Genomic DNA, 26232 nt, shown 5'->3' on the forward strand with positions numbered 1-26232 from the left:
ACAGGGAACAGGGAACAGGGAACAGGGAACAGGGAACAGGGAACGGGCAAGAGGCAAGAGGCATAACCCACCCCTAACCCCTCCCAAGAGGGGATGGCAAGAGGCAAGAGGCATAACCCACCCCTAACCCCTCCCAAGAGGGGATGGCAAGAGATAATGGACTGTTGGCCTCTTCCTGGCGGGGATAATCAGTCGGAAAAGGGAATCGTAGAGAGAATGATTGAACCGTTTGAGCGTTGAGTCAGTCTATAACCTTGGAGTCCGGGATTGAGGGGAGTTCCGTAACGTGGACATCCCAAATGTAACGGCTATCGATGGTTCGGTACAAGATACAGGTTAGGGAATGGTCAAACATTAATGGTGACAGCAGACAAGCCCAATCGCCCTCAAGATGGGGAATTAGTGCGTCGATGTTGTCAAGGAGACGAACACAGTTTTCGGGAACTCTATCGACGCTATCAGGGAAAAGTGCGAGCAACCCTCTATCAACTCTGTGGTGGGGAGGTTCTCGACGATCTGGTTCAGGAAACCTTCCTGCGGGTGTGGCGAGGCCTACCGAAACTGCGATCGCCTGACTACTTCTCCACCTGGCTCTATCGTATCGTCTGGAACGTTGCCACCGATAAACGGCGAGAGTTTGCCAAAAGCGCTGACTTACGGGCCAAACTGCAACCTGAACCGCCGGTTCAAGCGTCGGATCTCATGGAACTGCAATATCGGGATTGGGTTGAACAGGCCTTGCAAGAACTCAAACTCGACTTTAGGAGTGTGATTGTCTTGCATGATCTCGAAGATCTGCCCCAAAAAGAGGTGGCGGACATCCTTGAGATTCCCGTGGGAACGGTAAAATCTCGTTTATTTCATGGGCGAAAACTCGTCCGCCAGTATCTCGAACAGCAGGGGGTGACATTTTGACCAACAACCACGATGACGATCGCCAACTCGTCACTTTTCTACAACACTATCAACCTCTTGCGCCACCGGCGCCGCCGGAACTTGAGTCGCAACTGTTGGCCCAGGTTCGGACTGACAAAACCCTCAAGTTGATTCGACGTCGACAGCAATGGCGTTTAGGGGGGGCGATCGCAGCGGCGTTGATTCCCTTAGTCTGGTTCAGCAGCCGCCATCTCTTCACCCCCCAAACCAGTAACGCTCAGTTGGCGCAACTCGAAACCTTCCTCGAAGAGAGTTGGTATTGTTCGAGCTACGAGTGCGAGGCCAATCCCTGGGAAAGCGAGGAATGGGAACGTTCCTGGGAATTCTCGGAACTGGCCAGCCCAAGCGAATCCACAAGCGAACCCGCAACGGATTCACGTTAACCCTTTCAGGTTAACCCCTTCATGTCATTGACGATTCATTGACTCATTGACGATTTACAGATTTACAGATTTACATAGGAGATTGATCATCATGGCTCACCGTAATCGCTTCCAAAACCGATGCTGCACCCGTAAAGCCGCCATGTGCGGATTAGCGGGGTTCCTGGTTCTCGGAACCGTCGCTGCACCCTACGCTCACGCCGACGATATGAGTCCCCGTGAGAGTCACATGAGTCAGCGTGGCCCGGGAGGTGGCCGTCAAATGCGTTGGATTGATGAATTGGACTTAACCCCGGAACAAACCGAGTCCATTCAAGCCATCCGCGATCGCTATCAACCGCAAATTGATGGCGTTCGTGAACAGATGCAACAACGACGGGATACCATGCACAACGCCATGGGAAGCAACGCCCCGGAATCCGAAATTCGCCAACAGCGTCAACAGATGATGGAACTGCGCGATGAAATGTCGGATTTGCGGTTTAACTCGATGATGGAAATTCGCGGAGTTCTCACCGATGAACAGCGAACCCAGGTACGCGATTGGATGGAAGACCATCGTGGACAACGGGGACATCGCCGTGGGAATCGCGGCGGAAACGGTCGCGGAAATGGTCCCGGAAATGGTCCCGGAAATGGTCCCGGAAATGGTCCCGGAAATCCCGGTGAAGGTCGTGGCCCTGGGGGAATGCGTTAAGCGAAACCCACGCTTGGCAGGGGAAACCCTGCCCAAGTGTCCCCAAAATCCGTTAGGATCGCCCTAAAGACATATTCGCGCCAGGAATGCTTTGTCGTCCCTGGCGTTTTTGCGACCCCATGAAATTCCTTGAACTCGTCCTACAAAACTTTGGTCCTTATATTGGACGACAAGAACTCAATCTACGCCCTATCGACGCCGAAGGGGGGGAACTGGCCCCGATTATCCTCTTTGGGGGGATGAATGGCGGCGGTAAAACCACCCTGATGGATGCGATTCGCCTGGCCCTCTATGGACAACGGGCGCAATGTTCGACGCGGGGAAGTCTCAATTATGGGGATTTCCTGGCTCAATGCGTCAATCGCCATAGTGAACCCCATGCGAAAACGACGATTGAACTGCTGTTTGAGCAGGTGGTAGACAATCAGCAGGTGCGCTATCGCATCATTCGCACTTGGGATCGCTATCCCAAGGAGGGGAGGGAAACTCTGGGGATTTATCAGCCCGATGGCCTGGGAAATAGTGATTGGAAGGATGAGGGCCTGTCAGAAACCTGGGATGAGTACGTCGAAACCCTGCTTCCTTTGGGAATTTCTAATCTGTTTCTGTTTGATGGGGAACAGGTGAAGGAGTTGGCGGAACAGGAGGCCCCACCGCCGCTCGTATCGAGCGCGATTAAGTCCTTGTTGGGGCTGGAGTTGGCCGAACGCTTGGCGGTGGATTTGGAGGTGTTGGTAAATCGCAAGCGTAAGACGTTGGCGGGGAAGAAGGAACGGGCCGAGATTGAGGCGATTGAGCGACGCTTGGAGGAGGCTCAGCAGGAACATCAGCAGCTTCAGCAACAGGTCAAAGACTTAAAACGGGAGCGCCAGAGCGCTCTGGAGGAGGAAGAACGAGCGACGGCGGTGTTTCGCGCTCAGGGGGGCAAAATTGCTGAGGAACGGGCGGCCCTAGAGGCTCAGCTTCGCAGTCAGAAACAGGAGGTGGAGCGTCATCGCGATCGCCTACGGGAGTTGGCGGCGGGCTGTTTACCCCTAGTGGCGGTTGAGCCGTTGTTACAGATGGCTCATAAACAAGGGGATTGGGAGGCCCAAGAAACTCGCGCTCGTTTGGTGCAAGGGGCGATGCAGGAGCGCGATCAGCGACTGTTGGATTTGTTGCAAGGGTTGGGATTGGCGAAACCGAAGTTGCAGCAGGTACAGGCGTTTCTCCGGGAGGATGGCCCCGCAACGCAGGATGAGGCGGCCCTGTGGTTGGGGTTGAGCGATCGCCAGTTGCAGGGATTGGGGGCCTTGTTGGGCGATCGCCTCGGGGATGGGATACGTCAAACTCAGACCACGCAAGACCACTTACAAGAGGCGTTGGAGGCCTTGACTCGCACGGAACAGCTGATTGCACAGGCCGCCCCGAAGGAGGACAGCGATCGCCTTTTACTGGCCATGACGCAGGCTCAGGGGGAACGCCAGAAACTCGATGCAACCCTGGAGTTACGAGAACGGGAGGTTCAGCAACGGGGGGCTGAGGTTGAACGGATTAAGAAGGAGTTGGCTAGTTATGGGGAACAGAATGTCGATCGCCAAAATGCGAATCACTTAATTGATAACGCCAAGTCGGTCCAACGGACGTTAGCTCAATTCCGGGAACGGTTGACGCTACGGAAACTCAATAAGCTGGAACTCGAAGTCACCGAATGTTTCCGCTATCTGTTGCACAAGTCGGATTTGGTGCATCGGGTGGTGATTGAGGCGGAGGACTTTCGCTTGCTGTTATATGATCGTCAGGGACAGATGGTTCCCAAACATCGTCTCTCGGCGGGGGAAAAGCAATTGTTGGCGATCGCCTTCCTCTGGGGATTGGCGCGGGTGTCGGGCCGTCAGCTTCCGGTGGCCATTGATACGCCTCTAGGCCGGTTGGATTCGTCTCACCGTCAAAATTTGGTGGAACGCTATTTTCCGGCGGCGAGTCATCAGGTGATTTTGTTGTCAACGGATACGGAGATTCGTGAACCTGAAGCCAAGCAACTGCGGGAGTTTGGGGCGATCGCGCGGGAATACCGCCTCGACTATGACCCCAAGTTACAGCAAACTCAGGTGAAACCGGGGTATTTTGAGTTTGGGGAATAGGGAACAGGGAACACCGGAACAGGGAACACCGGAACTGGGAATAGGGAACAGGATTGGAGATGAGTGAGTATTCTTGGAATTTTTGGTTTACGTTGCCGATTTATCCGTATGGACAGCGGCGGACGTTGCGGCGGGAGGTGGTGCGCGATCGCCTCTGGACGTTTGACCAACTTCAGGGGATTTTCTATGTGGCGGTTCCTATCCGCATGACGGTTGTGAAACTTGATGCGGGGGGATTGTTGGTGTATGCACCCATCGCCCCGACGCGGGAATGTTTAACTCTCCTCAATGAGTTGGTGGCGGACCATGGTCCGGTGCGCTATATTATCCATCCCACGGTGTCGGGGTTGGAACATAAGGTGTTTGTGGGACCGTTTGCGCGGGCCTGTCCCCAGGCGCAGGTGTATATCGCCCCGCAACAGTGGAGTTTTCCTCTCAATTTACCGTTGAGTTGGTTGGGCCTTCCGCGCGATCGCACTCAGGTGATTCCCGACGAACCCAGTCAACTCCCGTTTGCGGATCAATGCGCTCTGGAGGTTCTTGGCCCCATTAATCTGGGAACGGGTTGGTTTGGAGAAGTGGCGCTCTATGACCGCTCCAGCCGTAGTTTACTCCTGACGGATAGCTTGATTGCGATTCCTGAAGATCCACCGGCGATCGTTCAGCTTGATAGTTTTCCGCTGTTGTTTCACGCTAAAGATAGCCCTTTTGATGTAGTCGAAGATACCCCGGAAAATCGCCGTAAGGGGTGGCAACGCATCTGTTTATTTGCGGCGTATTTCCGCCCTAGTGTCTTGGAAACACCGCCCTGGGGTCAGGTGATTCGGGATGCGTTTAAGGTCGGCGATCGCTCTCGTAAAAACTATTTTGGTTTATATCCCTTTCAATGGAAACAGGATTGGCAACGCTCCTTTGAGGCTCTGCGGGGAAAGGGTCGTCCGTTGGTGGCGCCGGTGTTGCAGCAACTGATTCTCAATCGTGCGCCTCAGGAGACGTTAGATTGGGTGGAACGGGTTTCTCAATGGCACTGCGATCGTGTTATTTCGGCTCATTTTCAATCTCAATTTACTAGCACAAAAGAGCAATTTTGTCAAGCATTTTCGTTTTTAAAAAACCAGGACTTGTTGACTCCGTCCCCGCTCCCTAATGTCGATTTACAACTGTTAGCGGATATTGACAAAACCCTCTGCGATCGCGGCATTGTTCCTCCCTCAAAACTCAGCCGTTAGTTGTCTCAAACTTTGCAAAATGTTTAGACTAAACCTTTAGACCAAATCTTCAGAAAAAAACGACCATGACCACCTTAAACTTACCGCCGATGGGCTGTGGAACCTGGGCTTGGGGAAATCGCCTCCTTTGGGAGTATGATGACAGCATGGATAGCGGTCTACAACAGGTCTTTAATCTCTGTGTCGATAACGGCGTTACCCTGTTTGATACGGGGGACTCCTATGGAACGGGAAAACTCAGCGGACGCAGTGAATCATTATTAGGACAATTCGCCCAACGCTACTGTGACACCGCCGTCAAGGTGCAACGAACGGAAATTTGTCTAGCCACCAAGTTAGCCCCCTATCCTTGGCGACTCACTCGCCGTTCAATGATTGCAGCGGCGGAGGCTTCCGCAGAACGTTTGGGGGGGATTGATTTAGCCCAAATGCACTGGTCTACCGCCAATTATTTACCCTGGCAAGAATGGCCCTTACTTGACGGGTTAATGGATTTATATGAAGCGGGACAAGTGCGGGGAGTTGGGGTCTCGAATTATGGACCGAAACGACTGCGGCGAGTGCATCGTCGCTTTGCGGATCGGGGAATTTCAATTGTTTCGTTGCAGGTGCAATATTCGTTGCTATCGACTTATCCAGTGACGGAGTTGGGCTTGAAAGAGGTCTGTGATGAGTTGGGGATTCAATTGATTGCGTATAGTCCCTTGGCGTTGGGATTGTTGACGGGGAAATATTCGGCGGAGAAGACCCCTTCGGGGTTGCGGGGAGTGGTCTGTCGGCAGATTTTGCCGGGGGCGCGATCGCTGCTAGATTGTTTGGGGGCGATCGCCGAATCTCGTCAGAAAACTCCGGCCCAAGTTGCTTTAAATTGGTGTATGGCGAAAGGGACAATTCCCATTCCAGGGGCGAAAACCGTGGAACAGGCTCAGCAAAACTTGGGGGCGTTAGGTTGGATGTTAGACCGTGGCGAAATTGAGGAGTTAGATCGAGAAGCGGCGAAGGTGAAAAAGCCGATGGTACAGAATATTTTTCAAACCCGCTAACAGCATTGATCTCGTGAAGACCTTGAAACGTCTGCATAATCCAACGAAAAGTGGGTTTCGCCGTAGGTTGTTGGCGTTGGTCGCGCACCGTTTGTTACTGGGCGTCAGTTGTTGGGCGTCAAGCGCTTTTCGCCGTTTCCGTTCAGCGAGGGTATAGACTCTCAAAGGGCGATGATGAGGGGGCCAGGGCCTCGACCCTTTCTCCGAGCCAATGCGACACCGCTTTACTCTCGAAAAACTCGCTGAATCAATACAACGCTGCACTTAGAAGGCCCAGCCGGTTCAAATCGTAGTTCCTTCAGATTCGATCACAGTTAAGAGGACTTGAGTTTCTTGTTGTTCTACCATCATTCCTAAGTTTTCGAACTGTTTTAGGGCTTGACTGACCAGGGCGATCGCCTGGCTGGGATTATTTCGTGCTAACTCCAATTGGGCGATCGCCCTCAAACAAAAGGCGGTACGGTAGGTATCTTGATTGTCTTTAGCGATTTCTAAACAGTCGCTCAGTAAGGATTCAGCTTGTTCATAGTCTCCCTCTTTAATGGCGATATTAGAGAGTAATTTTTTGCTAAAAAACTCGGCTTGCTCTAAGTTTAAATATTCTGATATGGTTAATGCTTCTTGAAGACATTTTTTGGATGCTTGGTTATTTTTTAGTTTGTAGTGTATTTCTCCTTCTGTATACAGTAGGCGGGCTTTGTATTGCTTCAATTTAAATCGTTTAAGGTTGGAACTGCTAGGGTTTTCATGTGATTTTGATTGATTTTCAATAATTAATTTGCCTTCGGCTATCCATTGAAGTGCACCAGCAAAATCTTCCTGTTCAGCTCGTATATTTGCCATGAATATCATTAAATCAAATTTATTTTTGGGTTGCCAGGATTCTTGTAAGTCATAAGCATTTTGAAGCCATTGTTCAGCTTCGTCAATATTATTCGGTTTTTCTTGTATTATGAGTTTCGGACCCTTCTGCTGCATCACTTCTAGGGCAACAGACCAATCTTGACGCATCTGGGCCTTCTGAATTAGCCAGGCGTCCCAATCTAAGGGAATTATCAAAGTCTTGAGGCGATCGCCGTCTCCATCGTGACCCTCGTCATCCTGATGTAGATATCGCCAAAAATGGAGAACATCTTGATAGCGATCGCGACCCATACACCAGTCAACCACCTCTAGGAGCGTCTCCCATTCCGTCTCCAGTTCCGAAAGATTGGCATCTGCGGGACAATGAGTGTCCACAAACTGCCGATACCAGGCCAACCACCGCTGACGGACATCCTCCTCAAACTCGGGATTTTGCTGAAGTTCCCTGAGGGCATAACTGCGAGTCAGGGGTAACATGGCATAACGTCCATCTGGCATTTGTGTGAGCATAGATAGACGTTGTAACTGGGCAAGTTCATCGGTTTGAGTGACCGCCGCCACTGTCAAAAGGGCGATATCGAGCATCGGTTTTGGGAAAATTGCCGCCGCCATGAGGAGGCGATGAACGCTTGTTCCCCGCAATGGCATCACCGAACGTTCAAAACAATAGCAAGTGAGAGCATCAGAGGTGTCTAAATTTAGGGGTGCTAACAGGTCATCTAAGGTATAGCCCCCAACCAGTTGTGCAATTCTGTAGAGAATCGCCCCAGGGATACCACCTATTTTTTCATAGAGTTGCTGCTGGTCTTTTGTGTTCACAGATATCCCCTTTTCTTGGAGTTGATGGGCGATGAGCGCCTTGGCATTTTTGGGCGATAGGGAGTCCAGGGCGATGGTGATATCGAATGCCATATAGTCGCGCCGGGTGACGACCGCTTTAACTGTTGAGGGGAGTTCGTAGAGAAAGCCGCAGATCTCGTCGTCATCGTCGAAGCCTTCGAGGTGATCGATAATTAGGAGAACTTGGCGATGACTCAAGAGATCTTGAATACGCTCAAATTGGATCTGAAAGTCAGCGGCGAGGATGCGGGGATATTGGAGAACTCGGGCGATGGTGTGGAAGATGTCCCCGAGGTGGCGATCGCGTTTGACACGCCGTAGGAGGCGATCGCCCACCAGTCGCTGTTGTTGTGCGGAAGTAAAGATAATGGCGTCAAACTGTTCCTGAAGCCAACAGCGATAGGCGGCTTCGAGAATCAGAGTGGTTTTGCCAATTCCGCCAATCCCGTGAATGCCGATACGATGAGCGGGATGGGAGTCGCCGAGGAGGTTGAGGAGTTGACTGAGTTGGCGATCGTAGCCAATAAAGCGACTGGTTTCCAGGGCCGGGAGATTATGGTGAGGTCGTGACGGAGGCGGTCCATACACCGTGGGATTGGGAGATGGCGTTGGCGTTGGAGAGGAGGGAGTCGCCGGGGTCTGGAGTTGTTTGTGAAGGTCTAGGAGTTTACGAGCGAGGTCTTTTTTTTTAGGTTATTGGCGTCCTCGCTCAAGTAGCCGCCTCGTTTCATGGCCTGGGTCAACCGCCGCCGTAGTTGGTAAGCCACACATTTTTGAATATAGTCAACCCCCTGAGCGAAGTTCTGGTTTTGACAAATTTGCTCATAGGTCTGTCCCAGGAGGATTCCCTCAAGAACCGCCAGTTCCAGTTCATTGAGGGGTTTGGAGGTTTGCTCAGACACCAGAGTCTGAGCGAGGTTCAGCAATTTGGGGGTGTCTGCTGGGGTCATAGGGGGGTTGCCGGAAGATGATCCAAATACCACGATAACGGGGTATTTATGAACTTTATGACTCCAAATTCATGAGATTTCCGGACAAATTAAGTTTAATTTTTGTGATTTTCATGAACTTTATGAACTTTATGAACTTTTCCTGCGCTAATTTGCGGAAAGTTCAGGCTGTTTTTTCTGACCTTTATGAATTGACGTTCGGTTTTATGCTGCCTATCCTGGTCATAGGGTGCAAGAGAAAACACAATCACTGCATAAATTATAGGTTCAAATGCTAAGGAAATTTAACCAGTTGAGTGTCGGTTTGTTAACTGGACTAGGATTAGCCGCTGCGATACCTTTGACCGGTCTAGCTCAGTCTAATAGTCCTTCGAACTTTGATAGTCGATATCATAATCTTGAGGGGGGTTCAGCTATAGGTCAGAGGCGAATAACAGAGAGTGTAGAGCGAATCAATCGTGGTGAAAGGTTCCAGGCATGGTGGTGGAACTTGATAACAAATTGGTGGGTTGAAAATCCACTCCTTGAGCGCTCAGTTGATGCGAATTGGGAACAAGATAGACAGGCATTGCTACGTGTATTTGACCTCACAGGAGATAACTCTTGCATTAGTCAATCTACCTGTATTGAAGAAGCTGAACGGGCTTTGAGTGTCTATAGCAATAGGTTAGAGGAAATTGAGGCTTCACAATCTCCTGAGTCTAGCTTACGGATGGCTCAGAACCTAATTTTGCGGGGAGCGACCTATCAGGTTTTGGGACAAACTCAGCAGAAAGAGGCTGATTGGGAACAAGCTATTGACGTGATTAACCAAAGTCAGCTAGCTCCGATTAACTATGTGCAGCTAGGTAATAAGCTTTATAGCCTAGGCTATCGTCAGAGGGCGGTAGAACTTTGGGAGACAGCCCAAGACAGCGCAGGAGAGGACAACCTACTACCTTACCTAGAACTGGGAAGATTTCTTCATCAATTTGGACAAGGTTCTGCTGCACGCCAGTATTGGAATCAGATAGTCAACGCACTTCCAAGCAATTCTTCACTCAGACTAGCTTTAGCAGACCAATATGTTTATTTTTCCCGGATTGGCTATAAAGGGCATGCCTTTGACAATACAGCATTGGATAAGGCAAATGAAGCGATTGAGCTAGAAGGTGAAAATCCCTATAATTGGATTGGTCAGGCACAAATCTTAATTGGTCTTGAAGAATTTGATTATGCCAGAAACTCTCTAGAACAAGCTCGACAACTTTGTAGCGAGACTCTCTGTGAAGAAATTATTACACGAATTGAAACGTATCAGCTAGGATTGGTTGCGCAAACTGCCCCGCCTGATGATCCACAAGCGTTTTCGTGTGTACAAAATGAAGGTCAGTGGGTGACGGTGATCAACACCCCTACTGGGTCTTATGATCTGATTCGATGGGTTCCTAATCCTGAATCAGGACCTGTGGTGGGTAATAATAGGTATGTTTACTCATACCAAGGAGATGAAGCCCGACGACAAGTACGAATAACCCCGGAACCAGGTTTTGTGATTGATCTAGAATCTCGTTGTCGTGTGGTTTCGAGGCATCTCAGTTCTCTCGCATCCATATTACTAAATGAGCCTGATCGACTGGTTTATCAACGAGTTGAGGTCCCTATTATCAATAGGCAGGGGGAGAGGTTATTTGATGACCAAGGTAACCCATTTACAGCACCAGTGATTTGTTTAGAAGGCTTTACTTGTCGTCACAATAGTAATGTCCTCACCCTCACTTCGAGTGAAGAAAATCAACACCGACAAATTCTACAAACTCTGCAAGATAGACTACGAAATCCTGAACAAAGGGGAACAGTTATTGAAAACTAAAACCAGATTCTATCACTCTACATAATATGATGAGTCTATGTCCGGGCAAAAACGATTTAGTCCGGACAGGAATCTATCTACCTGCTATGCTAGTTCCTCATTCCTAGAAGCAGTCATTAAGGCTATGATACCTGAGTGAAGGACTAGTATTAGTCAGCCTGGATTGATAAAAATCAGCCCTCCAATTGTTCTCACACCACACCAAACCAACACAACCTCATGACGTTAAACATAACCCTCTTCAACTCGATGTCCCGTCTCATTTTGGGAACCGCCACCTTCATCACCTTGGGCGGAATGGCTCCCGAAATCGTCCAGGCTTTCCCCGTCATTCTGGCTGATGAGCTAGACCGAAATCATGTAGAATCTGCCCGGATGGGCCTGGAAGCCTTAAATAATGAAAATTATTCATTAGCATTTTCGTTATTTAATACATCACTGTTAGTTAATCCTGACTATGCTGAAGCTTACGCAGGTCGTGCTTCAGCGCGGGCTAGGTTGGGCGATCGCTATGGCGCAATCTCGGACTTAGAACAAGCCGCAGGTTTATTCCAAAAGCAAGGATATTTTACCGAAGCGATTTCATCTTATGATGCGGCAATTTCCCTAGATCCAGACTATGTTATAGCCTACGCAGGTCGTGCTTCAGCGCGGGCTAGGTTGGGCGATCGCTCTGGCACAATCTCCGACTTAGAACAAGCCGCACGTTTATTCCAAGAACGAGGAAACACCGCCGCCTATAACCAGGTTCAAGAAGCTCTCCAACAGATTCGATAAATTCAACCTGAAGGGAAATTCCCCTTCACTTAACTGGAGTGCGATCACCCCTCAACTCCTCAAACCATCCGCGATCGCCCTCCAGTTTTTTTACCCCAAAAAACAAACTTATTCTATTTTTATACTATTTTTTGACAAGCTTGCCAGATATTAATACCGAGGGAGGGCGCGCCACTTGCGGTTCGCCCCTACAGATATCTATGGCACACTTTTTGAAAAATGGCATTAAATAATCGGTGGCGGCTTTTCCTGGGACCCCAAGACTAGCCCTCAAACCACCGCAACAACACCGCTCCCGCCTCCTCCAAACTCTCCCCAAAACTCATCACCCCATCCTCATGACCCGCCATCGCCAAAATACGCGCCTGTGCCAAGTGTTCCTCCTCAAATAAGCGAAACATCTCCTGCGCCATTTGCGGCGTGCCATAGGGAACCTCAGCCCCCGTCGTGGGAACCCGATGCAGAACCCCCCGCCAAAATTGCCGATGGTGAACATGGAAAATGGCCCGAACCTCAGGACAACGTTGATAAATCGCCCCATGGGTCAGAGACTCCGACGAAGCTTTCACGGGGCCACAACAGCGCAGACGATTCGCCCCCAGGTCAAACTCACAGACCCGCGTGTACTGGTTCGCCGACAAGTGGGGGAGATGGCCCGTTTGGGTTCCCGAAATCACAAACTCATCCCCATCCCCGAGGCGTTGGCTGACATTCCCGAAGCCAATCCCGTTCTCATAGGCCCCAATCAGTCCTAACCCATAGAGGCGATCGCGCCACCCCATCAACTCCCCCAAAACCGCCTCAGACAAGGGTTCCCCCCGTTCCCAGACCGACTCATATTTAATGACACCCTCATCAATCATCGACTCAACCTCCTAATTTTCCATCATTACCCATGATTCACCATTACCCCCACCCTTAGCCAATGACCAGCCTATTGCCTAGAGAGCGGCGATCGCGATATGATGAGATGCTGTGTCAAAATTTCTGCAATTATGCCGAAACTCAAAACCCGCAAAGCAGCCGCCAAGCGCTTTAAACTCTCTGGCAGTGGTAAGAAAATTATGCGCCGTAAAGCGTTCAAAAACCACTTGCTGCAACACAAAAGCAGTAAACGCAAACGGAACCTCAGCAACAAAGCTGTCGTAAACGAGCGTGACGCTGAAAACGTCCGCGAAATGCTCCCTTATTTGTAAACCCATTGGTCCACCCATCGGAGAATCTAACCCATGGCTCGAGTTAAACGGGGTAACGTCGCCCGCAAACGGCGTAAAAAAATCTTAAAGCTGGCGAAAGGCTTCCGGGGATCTCACTCCCGCAACTTCCGCACGGCGAACCAGCAGGTGATGAAGGCCCTACGGAACGCCTATCGCGATCGCCGCCGTCGCAAACGCGATTTCCGTCGCCTCTGGATTACCCGCATCAACGCCGCCGCCCGCATCAACGGGACCACCTACTCTCGTCTCACCGGAGACCTGAAAAAAGCCGACATCCAACTCAACCGGAAAATGTTGGCTCAATTGGCGGTTCTCGATGCCGATGGCTTCGCCAAAGTCGTGGCTGCTGCCAAAAGCGCCTAGAGACCTCCTCCGAGACCTCTTCCATGATGCAACGTCCTCCGACGTTCCCCAACGGACATTATCGACGGCTGGCGCGTCTCGGTCTGAGTTTGAGTCTCCTAGTGGGACTCAGCATTTTCGAGGCGCGTCCGTTTGTGGGACGGTTAGCTGGGGTCTTATCTGGGGGAGTCGCCCAAGCCGCCCCTCTGTCTGAGATTCAGCAGCGGGGTTATTTAATTGTGGGCGTTAAGGACAATCTGCGCCCCTTGGGGTTTCAAGATGAAGCCGGACGCTTACAGGGCTTTGAAATCGATATCGCCCATCGCCTCGCCGAAACCCTCCTTGGAGATGCTGAGGCGATTGTACTGCGGCCCGTGGCCAACCGCGATCGCCTCCCCTGGCTTCTGGCCGACGAAGTGGATCTGGTGATTGCCCAAGTGAGTCATACCCCTGGGCGATCGCGCCTGGTGAACTTTAGCCCCCCCTATTACTTCGACGGAACGGCTATCATCACTCGCCAGCCCGAGATTCGCCGTCTAGCGGACTTACCGAGGCGTCGCGTTGCGGTGCTGCATCAATCCGCTGCGATCGCCGTCGTCCGCTATCAAATCCCCAACGTAGAATTAGTCGGCGTCGAGAGTTACCAACAAGCCTACCAAGAACTCGAAGCCGGAACCGTGGCCGCCTTTGCCGGCGACGCAACGGTTCTCAGCGGTTGGCAACAACGCGATCGAGACTATCATCTCCTGGGCGATCGCCTCTCCTCGGTTCCTCTAGCGGTGATGATGCCCAAGGGCTTAGAGTATGAACCGTTACGGCAGGCCGTCAATGGTGCGATCGTCCGTTGGCAGCGAGAGGGTTGGTTAGTAGACCGCGCCAGAGATTGGGGCTTATAAGACCCCATAACGCTTTATAATACCCTTCAAGCTCTTGTGAATACGTGTTTTTAAGTCCCTTTTTTCTGCTTTATGGATAGTAATCTCGCTCTGTTTTATCTGGCAACATTAGTCGGGCTATTAGCCATTGCCGCTTGGTTTGTCATTCGTCAAACCTTACGAACTCGGCGCATCGAGAAAACCCTCGCCACCCTGCAAAGCCGTGTTCGCAGCAAAGACGCCACCGCCAAAGATTTCTATGAACTCGGCGGCGTTCTGCTCGACAAAAAGCTCTACTCCCAAGCCGTCCTCAACTTGCAAAAAGCCCTCAAAGCCAAAGACCTAAAAGAAGAAGAAAATAAAGCCCTGGTGTATAACGCCCTCGGTTTTGCCTATGCCGCCCAGGAGCAATATGACCTAGCGATTCGTCAATATAAAGAAGCCCTAAAAATCGAACCTGAGTATGTCACCGCTTGGAGTAATCTCGGGTTTTCCTATGAAAAGAAAGGACTCGACGCCGCCGCCGTAGAAGCCTATCAAGAGGTCTTAAAACGGGAACCCGACAACTCCGTTGCCCAAAAACGTAGTGACTCCCTACAAAAACGCCTTCCCGCAACCTCTGAGACTAATGGATAATGGCCAATCACCGTAGGGGCGAACGGTGTTCAGCGAGCGATCGTTAAGCTGCTGTTCGCCCTTAGCCGAGTGATGAACCATTCACCAACTCAACAACTTGTTGATAAAACTGCCGATTTTGCTCTCGACATTCCTCTAAACTCTCGGGATACGACTGACAATCGTGAAGATAATCTTGCCAATTGTCAGTCTGACATTGAAACCAATCTTGGGAAAACTTTTGGTAGAGCGTCTTCCCGAACAACGATATCTTATACTTTTTCGGTCGCCAGCGTTCCACAGGATAGAATCCTGGACGATGCTTTAAGCCATAAAACTTACTACTAAATGGAAACGCCAACACCTTTCGTCCTAACAAGGTTCCCCAATATGCCCCATGAAAGGAACTGGTAATAATCGTTTCACCTGAGCCTAAAAAGTCCAAAACGGCGCGAAAATCAACCTGTTCATTACTAAAGGTTGGCAACCCCTTCAGGTTGAGACGGAATTTCTTGTGAGAAAAGACCACCATCTCATGTTTCGGAGAACGAGGGCGGTCAAATTCCGGGTGCATACAACTGGCACAGGGAAGCCAAGGTAAGCCAACATCATAATCACGAACCCCCGCTAAATCAACGCCCTCAAGATAGGGTGCATAGTCAAAGTTGCGCCAAGACTCGGAGGGATTATCATAGGATTGTTGTCCGACTCCCCAGAGAATCACCCGTCCCGGCTGAGGCTGTTGCTGGAGTTGTTGCAGATTCTCAAGGAAGCGTGGAAATAACAAACCACCGCCACCAATAATCACATGATGGGGGCCAGGAGGTTGTTGTAGCAACTCATCAATGTCTTTAAGTTCAAGGTGATATCCAGGAATCTCAAAATAACTCAATGGAGACGAGACTAAATCACCGATATTGACCGAATGTCTCACATGATAGTTAACAATATCAACCACGTTGCTCTTCACCTACCAATAGTATCTCACGTATTCCCTTGAACCGGACGTTACTCGGATTCCTGAAAGTAGTCAGCGACAACATTCTGAATCTCTTTCATAAACTGTTCTACAGAAAAGAGATCTTGCTGCTGTTTGAGGGACTTGAGGAGGCTCTGTTGTTTCTCTTGATTTTCCAGAACAGCGACAATCTTTTCAACCGCATCAGGTTGTCGATGATAGAGGAGTTCCTGATGCTGTTGGCCCACAATTTCGACTTGTCCACCTTTGTTGCGGACAAAGGGAATCATACCGGCCTTGACCATTTCGGCGACTGAAATACCAAAGGGTTCCGGTTTTTGATGCAGTCCATAGCGACAGCGAGCGAGAATTTTGAGGTAGTCTTTGTAGGGTAAATCCTGATAGACTTGAATCCAGTCTGAGTTCTGGGCTGCAATCTTCTTGATGCGCCGTTCATAGGACTGTTGGTAAGCGCCCCCACCGCCGCCGGTAATCTGTAGCTTAACATCGAAGCCGCGATCGCGCACTTGTTGCAAGATTTCAATCACTTGATGGGGTTGTTTGGGGACAACAATGCGACCACTACAGAGAAATGAGTCTTCTTTCTCCTCCCAGGGAATCGCCTCAATTTCACTCACAACCGGAGGATAGACAATACGAGAGTCGATCCCATAGGCCTGTTTAATTGTCTTAGCGGTATGTTGGGAATTGGCTAAAGTGATGTTTTTCTGGAGGCGCTCTCTGGAAAAATCAGAGATTTTCATCAAGATTTTTCCCCATCGTTTCATGGTTTTGGGATTGGGGTCAACGACATGAACCCAATGGAGATATTGAATCCCCGGCCGTCCCATATCTAAGCCGTTGTAAGTTGACAAAACTAAGTCATAGTCTTGGGTGAGTTCCTTAAAGACTCGCACTGACCAGTGAATCAACCCTGAGCGAACTTTGGAAATGTTGGCGATTAAGGGTTTAACCAGCCCCGTATCTAAGGCGTCGGGCAAGAGGGATTTAACGGTTATATTTTGTTGCGTTAAATGCGTATTGTAGAGAATATCTAAACGCTCTAAATCGATTGAATTTAAGGTAAAGAGCGTGACATCATAGTGGGGGGATAATGCTTCTAAAATCCAGAGGCTGACGGCTTCTGCCCCTCCTCCCATAAAATAGGGTTGCCAAACTGCAATTGTTTTCAAATGTTGTTTGGATTGATTCATTGTTAGATTAGAATCATGCAAGGAGAACAGGACAAGACACCAAAGGGAGTCTTTAGCTTTAGCCGCCGCTATCCCTTTGGTGTGGTTTCAAGACTTAGATGTGATGTGATGCGATCGCGTTGAATTGGATAGCATCAGCCACGCTTGTCCAGCAAATTATAGCCCGATTGTCAATGAATGACAAGAGAACCAGCAGAGACTCACCTGACCGGGGTTTTCCCTAGAGCCAGTATTCCAGTTGTAGATCATAATAGCCTGATTGTTCCCTCGGTGCTTGCCCGCGTTCAATGCGATCGAGAATACTTGGGAGGTTATTGATAAATTCTGGGCCGCGCTGAGTTGGATGTAGGGTCCAGGCTTCTCGATGAGCGAGGGTGGCTCGCACGCAATTGACTTTTTTGAGTTTGTTAGAGACGATAACTTCCCAAGAGTCTAACTTTCCCCGGCCCGTCCAGTTGTTAATGCTAGTGAGAACGCGAGGAGGTAACTTACAGAGCCACTTGCGTTTAAAGCGTCGCCATAAAACCGGCATCGGGAGTAAGCGTTCAAATTTCGTCCGTTGCAGCAGAAAGGCCCGGCTACTAAAGAAGGTGAATTTATAAAAGCCTTCTGGGTCGTAGTCATAAGACTGAGTTTGGTGAAATTGGTCTTCATTCGGCAAAGGAAAGCCGGTAAACGGACGAACAAACATCACCTCATCACGACGCTGAAGTAAATCCATCCCCAATTCAATCCAATTAAATCCAGGCTGTTGATGGAGTAACATATCACTATCAAAGTGAACAATGTAATCTCCAGGAACATGTTCAATGGCAAAGATTGAGCCGAGAACAGGATACCCTTTATAGTTGTGGGTTGGACGAATCTCTGAGATCCCGAAGTGTTTTTTATAGAGTTCACGCCGATAGGGTTCAGAGTAATCCATCTCAATGACCTCATCCATAACCCCCTCATCAATGAGTTTCTGACAAGCGGCTCGCAAATCCTCCATTGTTCCCACACCAGGCCGATTGACCTTATCACCGGATAAGGGTGCTGTATCCATGACTAACACCCGTTTGAAGAAGGGGAAGTTGCAGCCACGAACGAGATGGGGGATGGTGTGCATCATAAACGCTAAATCCGTCCGAGCGACCATGATTGATAGAGAACAGGTTTCTGTGGCTTGTACGGAGGATGATGGGTAAACCAGGTTGGTGTCTGTCGATATCCTGCGAGAGTCTTGTGTGTGAAGATTTTGTTTATCTAGTTCATTCATGGTGTTCTGAGGGTTGATTTCATCAATAGTCATTGGTGTTACGGCGGTTGATTTTACTCTGGAAACTTCATTCTTTTTCGTTATGTTTTTCCTGATTTTTATTCAAGAGAAACAGTTGCCGTGCAGTAGGTTGATAAATTTTGGCAGGTTTGCTGGTAAATCGCCTCGGCTTCCTCGCCAATGTCCGGGGGGAGTGAGACGATAGGCGCATTTGAATCGCGAATAATCTTGCCAGACTTGATTTTTGCTTGAGAATCCCCGACTCCTTTTTTTCCTGTTGTTTTGAGCAGTTGATACTGTTCAGAAAATCCTGAATCAGTTTCTAGGAATTGTTTTAGGCAAGTTAAAACGGGTTGAGTTTGATGTAAGAGTTGCTCGTAAGTAACCCATAGGCTGCGCTCCTTGTTGTTTAGAAATTTTGCGTATTCTCCGAGTTGAATGAGGCGCTTTTTGTAGTAGTCAAATCGTTGGCGATCGCTCAAATACGGCTTTAACTTTTGTAGGCTAACCAAGCTCGGAGCGGGTTCTCGAATCAGAAAAATAATCGAGACTTGGGGATGATTGAGGAGGGCAAGATCTGAGAGTAAGTGGTTGTGGAGAACCTTGTCTAAGACATATTGATGGTTCATCCTGAGCTGTTTTAGATCACTGAGTTTTCTAAAGTCGTGGCATTGCCAATATACATCGGTGATGAGTTTCTTGAAATCTTGGGGAGTTTGGTAAGTGATGTGAGTTTCACCATAGCCCAGAATGGCGGGGTTATGGGTCAAAATATGAGTGAATAAAGAAGACCCCGATCGCATATGGCTGAGAATCAAGAGAATGCGCATAGGTTGCGATCGCCCCCAAATCTTCTCTGGCTCTGAGTTAGAATAAATCCGCTGCCGAAAGTAAGCTTGAATCGCCGCATTTTTTTGACGACGAAGTTGCTCGCGCAGGTGTTGAGGTGACACTAAATAAGTCATATTGTCAAGAAAAATGAGTCAACAAAAAGCAATATCTTAAGAAAATCTTCTACCAATTTTCAGAAGTCGTGCTATAGATGTCTGTCGGGGAACCCACCCCTAACCCCTCCCAGGAAGGGATGGCTGTTCGCCCTCCTCGGTTTCAGGTATATAGCAAGCATTTTCAAAAATGGTATTAGTTTGGTGTTAACAGTGTAAGAGTTCCCTTATTGTCAGAAATAGGCGTTGCCCAAACCGACTCATAGAGTCCATATTCCGTTGTGAGTTGGGTTGGGGACGTCGCGTTAGAGTCTTGCTGAAGGAAGACGACAGCACAAGGCACTGGAGTTGCTCCTGAGAGCGGGTGAGTGCTGAGCCTGGCCTGATTTGACGGATTATCAACCGCAACATGGTAGAGGTGACTGTTCGGTCCTCCATGTTGCTGTAAAAGTATCCATAGAGGATATTCAAACCAGAAGCTTTCACTACCAATACCAACGTTGTAACAACCGCCGTTGAGAGTATCCAGCTCAGTCATCATGGCTTGATAAGGATCTTGGAGATGACCTTGACTCATGAAATATTGCTCAATGCGGGGAGTATTAAAGAGAGATTTTTCTGCCAAGAGCGACTTAAATTGATTATTAAACAGCCAGGGTTGAATCGACAGCAGTAAAATCAAAGCAATACAGCCCGTCACGATTGGTGGAAAAGTCCGAACCAATATCGTGGCAACCAGGGGAGAAAACAAGACAAACAAGGGCAAATGTAAGCGACTGCGCCAAGGTGACCAAGTCAACAGAAAGGAAAAGATTAAAAACCCGGTAACCAAGAGGATTGCCCCCTCAGCTAAATAGGACTGTTTGCGTAGGGATTTGCGGCTCACTAGGATGAGAAGTGCTACAGCAATGAGAATGATATGTATCGGATTCCCACTGGTATCTTCATATTGAGAAATGGCGGGAACATAAAAGCGACTGACTTTAGGACTGAGCAGAGCTGGATTATTAATGTCTAATCCTAACTGATCATGAATAATACTGATGACTTTTTCAGTTAGTCCTGTGGTGGGAACAATCCAATCTTGCAACTGTAAAGCCCGCACCCAATCTGCATGAAGTGAGAGTTGTTTTAAGATACTGGTAATGAGAACTGGTAGAGAGAGGATATTATTTGTTTCTGCCTCCACATTCACCCCCAGAGGGGAACTGGTTAAGGCAAGATTGCGTAGATAATGTCCAAGATTTAAGAGGAGAGCGATCGCCGCTGCCAAACCTCCCAATTGCCAGACGCGGCCACGCTTTTGTTGAATCGTCCAAACCAACAAGCCGAGACAAAGAGGAAAGGCATAAATATAGGCCGTTCCTTTACTGAGGATAGCCAACCCCAAACTGGCCCCGATATAGACGGCCGTAGACACCGTCACGCCAACATGCAGCATCAGCAATGTAAAGTAAGTCAGGCAGACCAACCACAGGGCAACCACGTAATCATTTTGGGTACTGGCGGCTTGTAACACCCCCATCGGGAGGGTGGCACAGAACACCACAGCCAAGATCTGTCCTCGGCGATCGCATCCCAGTTGTCGAGCGATCAGGGACACCCCCACGAGGCTAACCACCATACTGCCCCATTGCACCAGGTTGGCAAAATAATCCCCACCACTGAGAAGCTGAAACTGAGCAATCGCAAATTCTGAGCCAGGATTTTGATAGAGTTGCTTGAGACTATGAGTGGGATAATGGGCAACCGTGCCATGTTGTTGCCAATGCATCACCCGACTGAGGTGATAGCGCATCGAGTCGGGGTTATTGGGGGCCGAGGCGATCGCCAACCCGGCTGTTATCACCACAATCCAAGCCACCCCAGCCAGCAAAAGGGAGGGAAACAGGGGCAATGGCCAACGAAACGGCTTCCGTTTCACCAAGGCGGGGTCTGAACTCACCCTTAAGCCCCCATAGCGACGCATCACGAAAGTACAGAGTCCAATCACCAGCAGCCAGGCGATTCCAACCCCGAGAGGAGTAAATAGCCCTAAGCCGCTCAACAGTTCGGTGATCACCGTTAGCGTGACCCCCCAGATCACCAGTGATCGCAGCAGCGCCTCCCGCCAAGGATGACGGTGGTGCTGTTGTAGGATGAGGAAGAAGCCGCCCCAAGCCAGAATGGGTAAGATAATAAACATGGCAAACTCAATAACGTGAAACGCGATCGCCCCAGAAACGCTACCAACAGCGGGAATTACTTGAACAGAATCACCAGAGAGCTACTAAAGATAACAACCGTTCCAATCACAGGAATCACCGCACGGGGCATCGGCAACGTCCGGCGACGAGTGAACCAGCTTAACGCCACATAACTCACCAGTCCTAAAGCAGCAGCGAGGCCAAAACGGAGAATCCGGCCGCGATAGACTTGCGCGTAAATTTGTCCCTGTTCAACGAAGCTAGGAGCCGCCAGTTGCAGATCCGGCACTCTGAGCGTTTCCCAAGTCAACCCTTGATCCCGAGAGCGATAGAGAGCCGTATTGGGATCTCCCATAGCGTAGAGGGTGTTGTCTTGGCCGTAGTTGGGGGAAAACTGAATCGCCATCCCGGCCGAGGGAATCCCGTTGAGTTTTGAAAAGAGAAGTTTGCTATCTCCAATCTGAGTAAAGCTCTGACCGCCATCGAGACTGCGCCAGAGTCCCCGACCTCGGATACTGGTAACGAGGGTGCGATCGCTCTCAAACTCCGGCGAGACAGCCATAGCCTCAATATAGTCATCGGCAAAGTCTGCTAACCCTGCCAACGGTTGCCATGATGCACCGGCATCCGCTGACCAAAAGACCCCAGCATTGGTCCCGACAAAAATCGTTCCATCGGCTGCATAGTTGGGAGAGATGGCAATTTGCAGATTGCGGCGGGTGTCCCAGGCCGGGTCTGAGGTAAGACGAGTCCAGGTTTCGGCGCGATCGCTCGATTGATAAATCCCTCCCGGTCCAGTGGCCAGTAAGATCCCATCCTCAATGAAATTGGGGGACGCCACAAAGGAGGGGGCATCATTGCCACCAGGGGCACCAATATCCGCCACGGTTTGGAAATGACGACCGCCATCGTCGGAGCGAAAAAACTTGCCATATTGTCCGGCCACATAGACCGTTTCATCCTCAGCAAAGTTCGGAGAGACCACCAGAGTCACCCCTCGCGTTTCCGATGGTAGGGCCAGCACCTGCCAAGACAGGCCCCCATTGGTCGATCGCAGTAGTTTCGTCCAGAGAACCGAGGCAAAGAGGGTTTGATCGTTGGCGTAGTTCGGGGAAAATGCGACATGGAAGTAACGGCGCGGGTCTTGATGCGGCTGATTAAAGTTATTCGTAAACCAGGGCAGATGCAGACCTCGGCTGGGGCGTTGCCAACTCTGACCGCCATCCTTGGTGAGATAAAGGCCATTAACATAGGTTCCCAACGCCAGGGTCTGATCCTGACTGTAGTTGGGGGAAATATCAAAGGCCATGACAATGTCCGGCGAGAGAGTTTCGAGCTGTTGCCATTGTTGCCCCCCATCTTCAGAGCGATAGAGACTATTAAACCCCCCCATAAAGACATAGCCCTCAGCTAAGGCCGTGGGGGAGGTGGCTAAGCCATAAAAGTGAGGTTCTTCGAGTTCATCAGCTTGACCATCTTTGGCTAACTCCCCTTGGGCCGGGTTCCAGGTTTGGCCGCCATCGTCGGAGCGAAAAAAGCCCGCATCCCAGGTTGACAGCAGCAACTGAGGTTGTCCCCCCGCTGGGGCCAGGGCCAAGAGATCTGTAATCTGTAAATCTGGTAAATCTGAGTCGATGGCCGCGAACTGATTTCCGCCATCGCCGCTATAGAACACCCCGGCTGTTGCGGTTCCCAGCCAAAGCTGATTATCTTGGCTAAAGTCGGGAGAGGGCGCGATCGCCGTAATTGCCCCAGTTTCATTCCCAGCCTCATTAAGTTGGCTGCTACGAACCCAAGTTATGCCAGCATCATCAGAGCGATGCACCTCTCCCTCGGCGGTCCCGGCAAAGATCACTTGAGGATTGTCTGGGGTGAAGCTCAAACTGGTGATGGGTTGGTTCTCCATCCAAACCGATTGCCATTGCTCTCCCCCGTTTTCGCTACGATAGAGACCTCCATCATGGCCGGCTACGAGGAGCAGATTTTCGTTGTTCGGGGAGACGGCGATCGCCTCAAGCTCAAGGCGGCTTAAGCCATTCACCTGTTGCGTCCAAGACAGACCGCCATCGTTGGAGCGATACACCCCATTTCCTCGGGTACTTAGATATAAGCGATCGCGGCTCTGCTTCGATAGAGCCAATCCCGACAGTCCTGCGCTATCGAGTCCGTCGACCAGTCGTTGCCAGGAGTTCCCTGCATCGATCGATTTATATAAGTTGTTACGGACGAGAATAAAGAGGGTTTGATCCTCGCTAAATCTAGGGGAGACTTGAACGTCAGTCACCACATGATGAGGACGATGAGCCCAAGCCGGCTGACTGTCCCAGATGAGGAGACTCAATAGGACAATAAGGCTCAGGGTTAGCGTGACTAACCCGGTTCGGCAACGATAGGGATTAAACCAATTCACGATAGTAAAGCCTCCTCGATCCGAGGAATACGTAAACGTCTTTTATAAAGAGACAACGCAAGGTTTACGTAGGCAGGCTTATTGTTATTGATGGGTCGTGGGGATAGTTTCAACCCAAGCGACGACCATCTTGGCATAGAAAAACTGAGTTTGGGGAACTATTACATTTCTTAAACTTCTTTTAATGATTACTGGATGTCCGACCTTGTTTTAGCCGCAATCATCGGCTAAGATAGTGAGTTCAGCAAATTTAATCCCGATACAATGATGATTTCTAAGACGTATAGCCGCGACGACCTAGCCGCATTTGACGATGAACTCTCCAAGCGGTTTATCAACCTTGATCCAGCGGGCTATTTTTTAATTTATCTGGACCGTGAAGCGGGGCTAATCTGCGCTGAGCATTATAGTAATGACATCAACGATCAAGGGTTAGCCGTAGACCCCGACACGGGAGAGCCGATTCCCTGTCAGGGAGGGGCGCAACGCCGGCCAACTGCTATCTATCGAGGGAGAACAGCCAAAGAACTGGGTATGAAAATCACGGAACAAGCCGATCCCGCCCCCTTAACCTATTTGGATCATGCTCTCTATCTCGGACGAGAGTTTGTTAAGGCTGAGGCGGCACTCCTCTCAGGGACAGAGTACATTCAAGATTAGAGCCAAGATTAGAGCCAAGATTAGAGCCAAGATTAGAGCGAATGTCGCTCCTCTAGCTCATAGGGTTCTGGAGAGGCGCTCAAGCCGACTCCCTCCCTCGCAGACGAGTCGGGGGTATCCAACCAATGTTCTAAACCGGTTTTGAGGTCGGTGACGTTCTCGGCCGAAAGCTGGGAAATCAAGTCTTTGATTTCATCAGGATTGAGGTTTGAGGTAAATTGGGAGGTCATTGAATCTTAAGCGGTTTCAATGGGGCTAGGGAACCAGAAGCGTTGGGGAGAGTTCCGAGACGTCTCCAAAACTTGGCTCGACTATACCATATGTTCTTAGACCGTCAAGATATCAGGGTCGAGATGTAGGGGTAAGAATGTCAGCCAGTAAGTTGTCAACGATGATCCGCTTTAACTGGGTTAATAACTGGGTTAACTTGTCATGACTGAGGCTGAGATGAGCCATCGCGAAGGGGGGGCCAGCTTTAAGGTTGGTCAAGGATTTTATCGCCGTACTAGCCAGGTTGGGCGGGATTTGGCGATTCTGGCGGCCCAGTTGGAGAAGGGCGATCGCGGCCAGTTGCGAGTCCTTGATAGTATGGCCGGCTGTGGGGTGCGATCGCTGCGCTATTGGCTCGAAGGCGGCGCGGATTGGGTTCTAGCTAACGAAGGAAATCCCGAGATGAATGGGATTCTCCAGGAGAACTTAGGGCCAATGTTGGCGGCCCAGGCCGGGGAAATTCAGCACCGAGATGCCAACCGGGTGTTTTTCCAATGCTACGATCGCCGCGACTACTATGATCTCGTCGATGTCGATAGTTTTGGCTCGCCGGTTCCCTTTCTCAACACCAGTCTCTGGGCGGTTCGCCTGGGGGGACTCGTCTATCTCACCAGTACCGATGGCCGCACCGCCACGGGTCACGAACGGGAACAGAGTCTGCGGGTGTATGGTGCTTACGGGCGATCGCATCCCAGTGGCCATGAACAGGGGTTACGCTTACTCATTGGTAGCACCCAGCAGCAAGCCGCGACTAAAGGCTTGGGAGTCATACCGTTATTTTCGCTTTATGCTCACTCTGTCTATCGGGTGATGTTGCGACTGGTGAGCGGACAACAGTTAACGGAAGCCAACTATGGCTTTTTAGCCTATTGTCATGACTGCGGCGAATATGAAACTGTCACCTGGCGACAATTGGGGCGTATCTCCCCCTGTTCACGAGATGGACAGTCTCGGGTTCTCAGTGGCCCCCTGTGGTTAGGAGCGCTTCACGATCGCCAGTACCTGCACCGAATGCAGACTTTAGCCCAGCAGCAAGGTTGGCCCTCGCGAGTAAAGCTCTTGCAAACGATGATCGCCGAAGCCGACTTACCCCCCTATTTTTACGGCCTTGGTGAGATTGGCCGCCGTAGTGGCCGGGATATGTTGCCCCGTGAGCAATTATTGGCGCGATTACGGGCGCGAGGCTATCGTAGCAGTGCCACTCATATCACTCCTCAAGCGGTGAAAACTGAGGCGGATTTGGCCACTTGTGTGGCGATCGCGAGGGAATAGGGGGGAAATAGGGAACCGGGAATAGGGAACCGGGAATAGGGGGAAATCCTCAACAAAACGTCGGGTGGGCAATAAATTGCTCACCCGACGAGGGTTTGGGTTTGTTAAACCTGTTTTTGATGAAATGTGACGTACTCCCGACACCGATGCAAGCATACGGTGCGGGCTTCTCCCACGGCGCGAGTTTTACCTCTGGTTAGCCGATTCGAGCTTTTTATAGTGAGGAAGACGCCCAGCCCCACTATTGATATTTTTCTCCCGAAGGAGGCTTGCGGAATTGAAAATGCTCTTTATTGCAACGTTGGAAGCGGGGGACT

At 50.2% G+C, this 26232-nt stretch carries 24 protein-coding genes; 14 read left to right on the forward strand and 10 right to left on the reverse strand.

The annotated features are described in order from the left end of the window. The first annotated feature begins 357 nt into the window (after nucleotides 1-357). The 6 genes from R6U67_RS15695 (at nucleotide 358) to R6U67_RS15720 (ending at nucleotide 6411) form a co-directional block, all read left to right on the forward strand. Nucleotides 358-915: a sigma-70 family RNA polymerase sigma factor gene (locus tag R6U67_RS15695; RefSeq protein ID WP_410253420.1), complete on the forward strand. Its 558-nt coding sequence runs from the start codon at nucleotides 358-360 to the stop codon at nucleotides 913-915. After that, entirely contained in the window at nucleotides 912-1319 is a 408-nt protein-coding gene (locus R6U67_RS15700) for a hypothetical protein (RefSeq protein ID WP_410253421.1), read from the forward strand. Before R6U67_RS15695 ends, R6U67_RS15700 begins: the two co-directional genes overlap by 4 nt. A 91-nt stretch (nucleotides 1320-1410) precedes the next feature. Next, nucleotides 1411-2016: a Spy/CpxP family protein refolding chaperone gene (locus tag R6U67_RS15705; protein WP_410253422.1), complete on the forward strand. Its 606-nt coding sequence runs from the start codon at nucleotides 1411-1413 to the stop codon at nucleotides 2014-2016. Nucleotides 2017-2135: 119 nt separating this feature from the next. Then, nucleotides 2136-4139 (forward strand): DNA sulfur modification protein DndD, encoded by a 2004-nt coding sequence (gene dndD, locus R6U67_RS15710; protein ID WP_410253423.1) that lies wholly within the window; start codon nucleotides 2136-2138, stop codon nucleotides 4137-4139. 59 nt (nucleotides 4140-4198) lie between these two features. Then, nucleotides 4199-5368, forward strand: a complete 1170-nt coding sequence (locus R6U67_RS15715; protein WP_410253424.1) for a DUF4336 domain-containing protein — start codon at nucleotides 4199-4201, stop codon at nucleotides 5366-5368. A gap of 65 nt (nucleotides 5369-5433) precedes the next feature. After that, nucleotides 5434-6411 (forward strand): aldo/keto reductase, encoded by a 978-nt coding sequence (locus R6U67_RS15720; protein ID WP_410253425.1) that lies wholly within the window; start codon nucleotides 5434-5436, stop codon nucleotides 6409-6411. 282 nt (nucleotides 6412-6693) lie between these two features. Here R6U67_RS15720 and R6U67_RS15725 read toward each other — a convergent pair whose 3' ends face one another. Further along, nucleotides 6694-8703, reverse strand: coding sequence for a tetratricopeptide repeat protein (locus tag R6U67_RS15725; RefSeq protein ID WP_410253426.1), 2010 nt, complete (start codon nucleotides 8701-8703; stop codon nucleotides 6694-6696). A gap of 71 nt (nucleotides 8704-8774) precedes the next feature. Continuing rightward, on the reverse strand, nucleotides 8775-9065 hold the full coding sequence (locus tag R6U67_RS15730) for a hypothetical protein (RefSeq protein ID WP_410253427.1): 291 nt from the start codon (nucleotides 9063-9065) through the stop codon (nucleotides 8775-8777). Nucleotides 9066-9555: 490 nt separating this feature from the next. On the opposite strand from R6U67_RS15730, the gene R6U67_RS15735 reads away from it, so the two are divergent. Together R6U67_RS15735 and R6U67_RS15740 are read left to right on the forward strand one after the other, a co-directional pair. Then, on the forward strand, nucleotides 9556-10917 hold the full coding sequence (locus tag R6U67_RS15735) for a tetratricopeptide repeat protein (protein WP_410253428.1): 1362 nt from the start codon (nucleotides 9556-9558) through the stop codon (nucleotides 10915-10917). A 249-nt stretch (nucleotides 10918-11166) separates the two neighbouring features. Beyond that, entirely contained in the window at nucleotides 11167-11694 is a 528-nt protein-coding gene (locus R6U67_RS15740; RefSeq protein ID WP_410253429.1) for a tetratricopeptide repeat protein, read from the forward strand. Between the two features lie 263 nt (nucleotides 11695-11957). Here the strand turns inward: R6U67_RS15740 and R6U67_RS15745 are convergent, their stop codons facing one another. Beyond that, nucleotides 11958-12557, reverse strand: coding sequence for a class II aldolase/adducin family protein (locus R6U67_RS15745; protein WP_410253430.1), 600 nt, complete (start codon nucleotides 12555-12557; stop codon nucleotides 11958-11960). A 132-nt stretch (nucleotides 12558-12689) separates the two neighbouring features. Here R6U67_RS15745 and rpmI point away from each other — a divergent pair, with 132 nt between their 5' ends. From rpmI to R6U67_RS15765, 4 genes are all read left to right on the forward strand, one after another. After that, nucleotides 12690-12890, forward strand: a complete 201-nt coding sequence (rpmI, locus tag R6U67_RS15750) for a 50S ribosomal protein L35 (protein ID WP_068789319.1) — start codon at nucleotides 12690-12692, stop codon at nucleotides 12888-12890. A 33-nt stretch (nucleotides 12891-12923) separates the two neighbouring features. Further along, nucleotides 12924-13274: a 50S ribosomal protein L20 gene (rplT, locus tag R6U67_RS15755; protein ID WP_087710854.1), complete on the forward strand. Its 351-nt coding sequence runs from the start codon at nucleotides 12924-12926 to the stop codon at nucleotides 13272-13274. Nucleotides 13275-13297: 23 nt separating this feature from the next. Beyond that, entirely contained in the window at nucleotides 13298-14149 is an 852-nt protein-coding gene (locus R6U67_RS15760; protein ID WP_410253431.1) for a transporter substrate-binding domain-containing protein, read from the forward strand. Between the two features lie 72 nt (nucleotides 14150-14221). Further along, nucleotides 14222-14764 carry a tetratricopeptide repeat protein gene (locus tag R6U67_RS15765; protein WP_410253432.1) on the forward strand — a complete coding sequence of 181 codons (543 nt, stop codon included), beginning with the start codon at nucleotides 14222-14224 and terminating at the stop codon, nucleotides 14762-14764. A 61-nt stretch (nucleotides 14765-14825) separates the two neighbouring features. Here R6U67_RS15765 and R6U67_RS15770 read toward each other — a convergent pair whose 3' ends face one another. The 6 genes from R6U67_RS15770 to R6U67_RS15795 form a co-directional block, all read right to left on the reverse strand. Further along, the gene (locus tag R6U67_RS15770) at nucleotides 14826-15701 is read right to left on the reverse strand and encodes a hypothetical protein (RefSeq protein WP_410253433.1); all 876 of its coding nucleotides are present in this window, start codon (nucleotides 15699-15701) and stop codon (nucleotides 14826-14828) included. 50 nt (nucleotides 15702-15751) lie between these two features. After that, the gene (locus R6U67_RS15775; protein WP_410253434.1) at nucleotides 15752-16915 is read right to left on the reverse strand and encodes a glycosyltransferase; all 1164 of its coding nucleotides are present in this window, start codon (nucleotides 16913-16915) and stop codon (nucleotides 15752-15754) included. Nucleotides 16916-17135: 220 nt separating this feature from the next. Then, a complete protein-coding gene (locus R6U67_RS15780; protein ID WP_410253435.1) occupies nucleotides 17136-18053 on the reverse strand; it encodes a glycosyltransferase family A protein in 918 nt (305 codons plus the stop codon). Between the two features lie 218 nt (nucleotides 18054-18271). Further along, nucleotides 18272-19138, reverse strand: coding sequence for a sulfotransferase (locus R6U67_RS15785; protein ID WP_410253436.1), 867 nt, complete (start codon nucleotides 19136-19138; stop codon nucleotides 18272-18274). Between the two features lie 175 nt (nucleotides 19139-19313). Continuing rightward, the gene (locus R6U67_RS15790; RefSeq protein WP_410253437.1) at nucleotides 19314-21302 is read right to left on the reverse strand and encodes a glycosyltransferase family 39 protein; all 1989 of its coding nucleotides are present in this window, start codon (nucleotides 21300-21302) and stop codon (nucleotides 19314-19316) included. 56 nt (nucleotides 21303-21358) lie between these two features. Then, complete coding sequence (locus R6U67_RS15795) at nucleotides 21359-23713, reverse strand: WD40/YVTN/BNR-like repeat-containing protein (protein WP_410253438.1); 2355 nt, start codon at nucleotides 23711-23713, stop codon at nucleotides 21359-21361. A 264-nt stretch (nucleotides 23714-23977) separates the two neighbouring features. Between R6U67_RS15795 and R6U67_RS15800 the strand changes: the two genes are divergently transcribed. Continuing rightward, entirely contained in the window at nucleotides 23978-24373 is a 396-nt protein-coding gene (locus R6U67_RS15800; RefSeq protein ID WP_410253439.1) for a DUF4346 domain-containing protein, read from the forward strand. 32 nt (nucleotides 24374-24405) lie between these two features. On the opposite strand, the gene R6U67_RS15805 is transcribed toward R6U67_RS15800, so the two are convergent. Continuing rightward, entirely contained in the window at nucleotides 24406-24603 is a 198-nt protein-coding gene (locus R6U67_RS15805; protein WP_410253440.1) for a hypothetical protein, read from the reverse strand. A gap of 202 nt (nucleotides 24604-24805) precedes the next feature. On the opposite strand from R6U67_RS15805, the gene R6U67_RS15810 reads away from it, so the two are divergent. Then, nucleotides 24806-25915 carry a tRNA (guanine-N1)-methyltransferase gene (locus R6U67_RS15810; RefSeq protein ID WP_410253441.1) on the forward strand — a complete coding sequence of 370 codons (1110 nt, stop codon included), beginning with the start codon at nucleotides 24806-24808 and terminating at the stop codon, nucleotides 25913-25915. Nucleotides 25916-26232 lie beyond the last annotated feature (317 nt).

Source organism: Sodalinema sp. (assembly GCF_046483825.1).
Taxonomy (GTDB): domain Bacteria; phylum Cyanobacteriota; class Cyanobacteriia; order Cyanobacteriales; family Geitlerinemataceae; genus Sodalinema.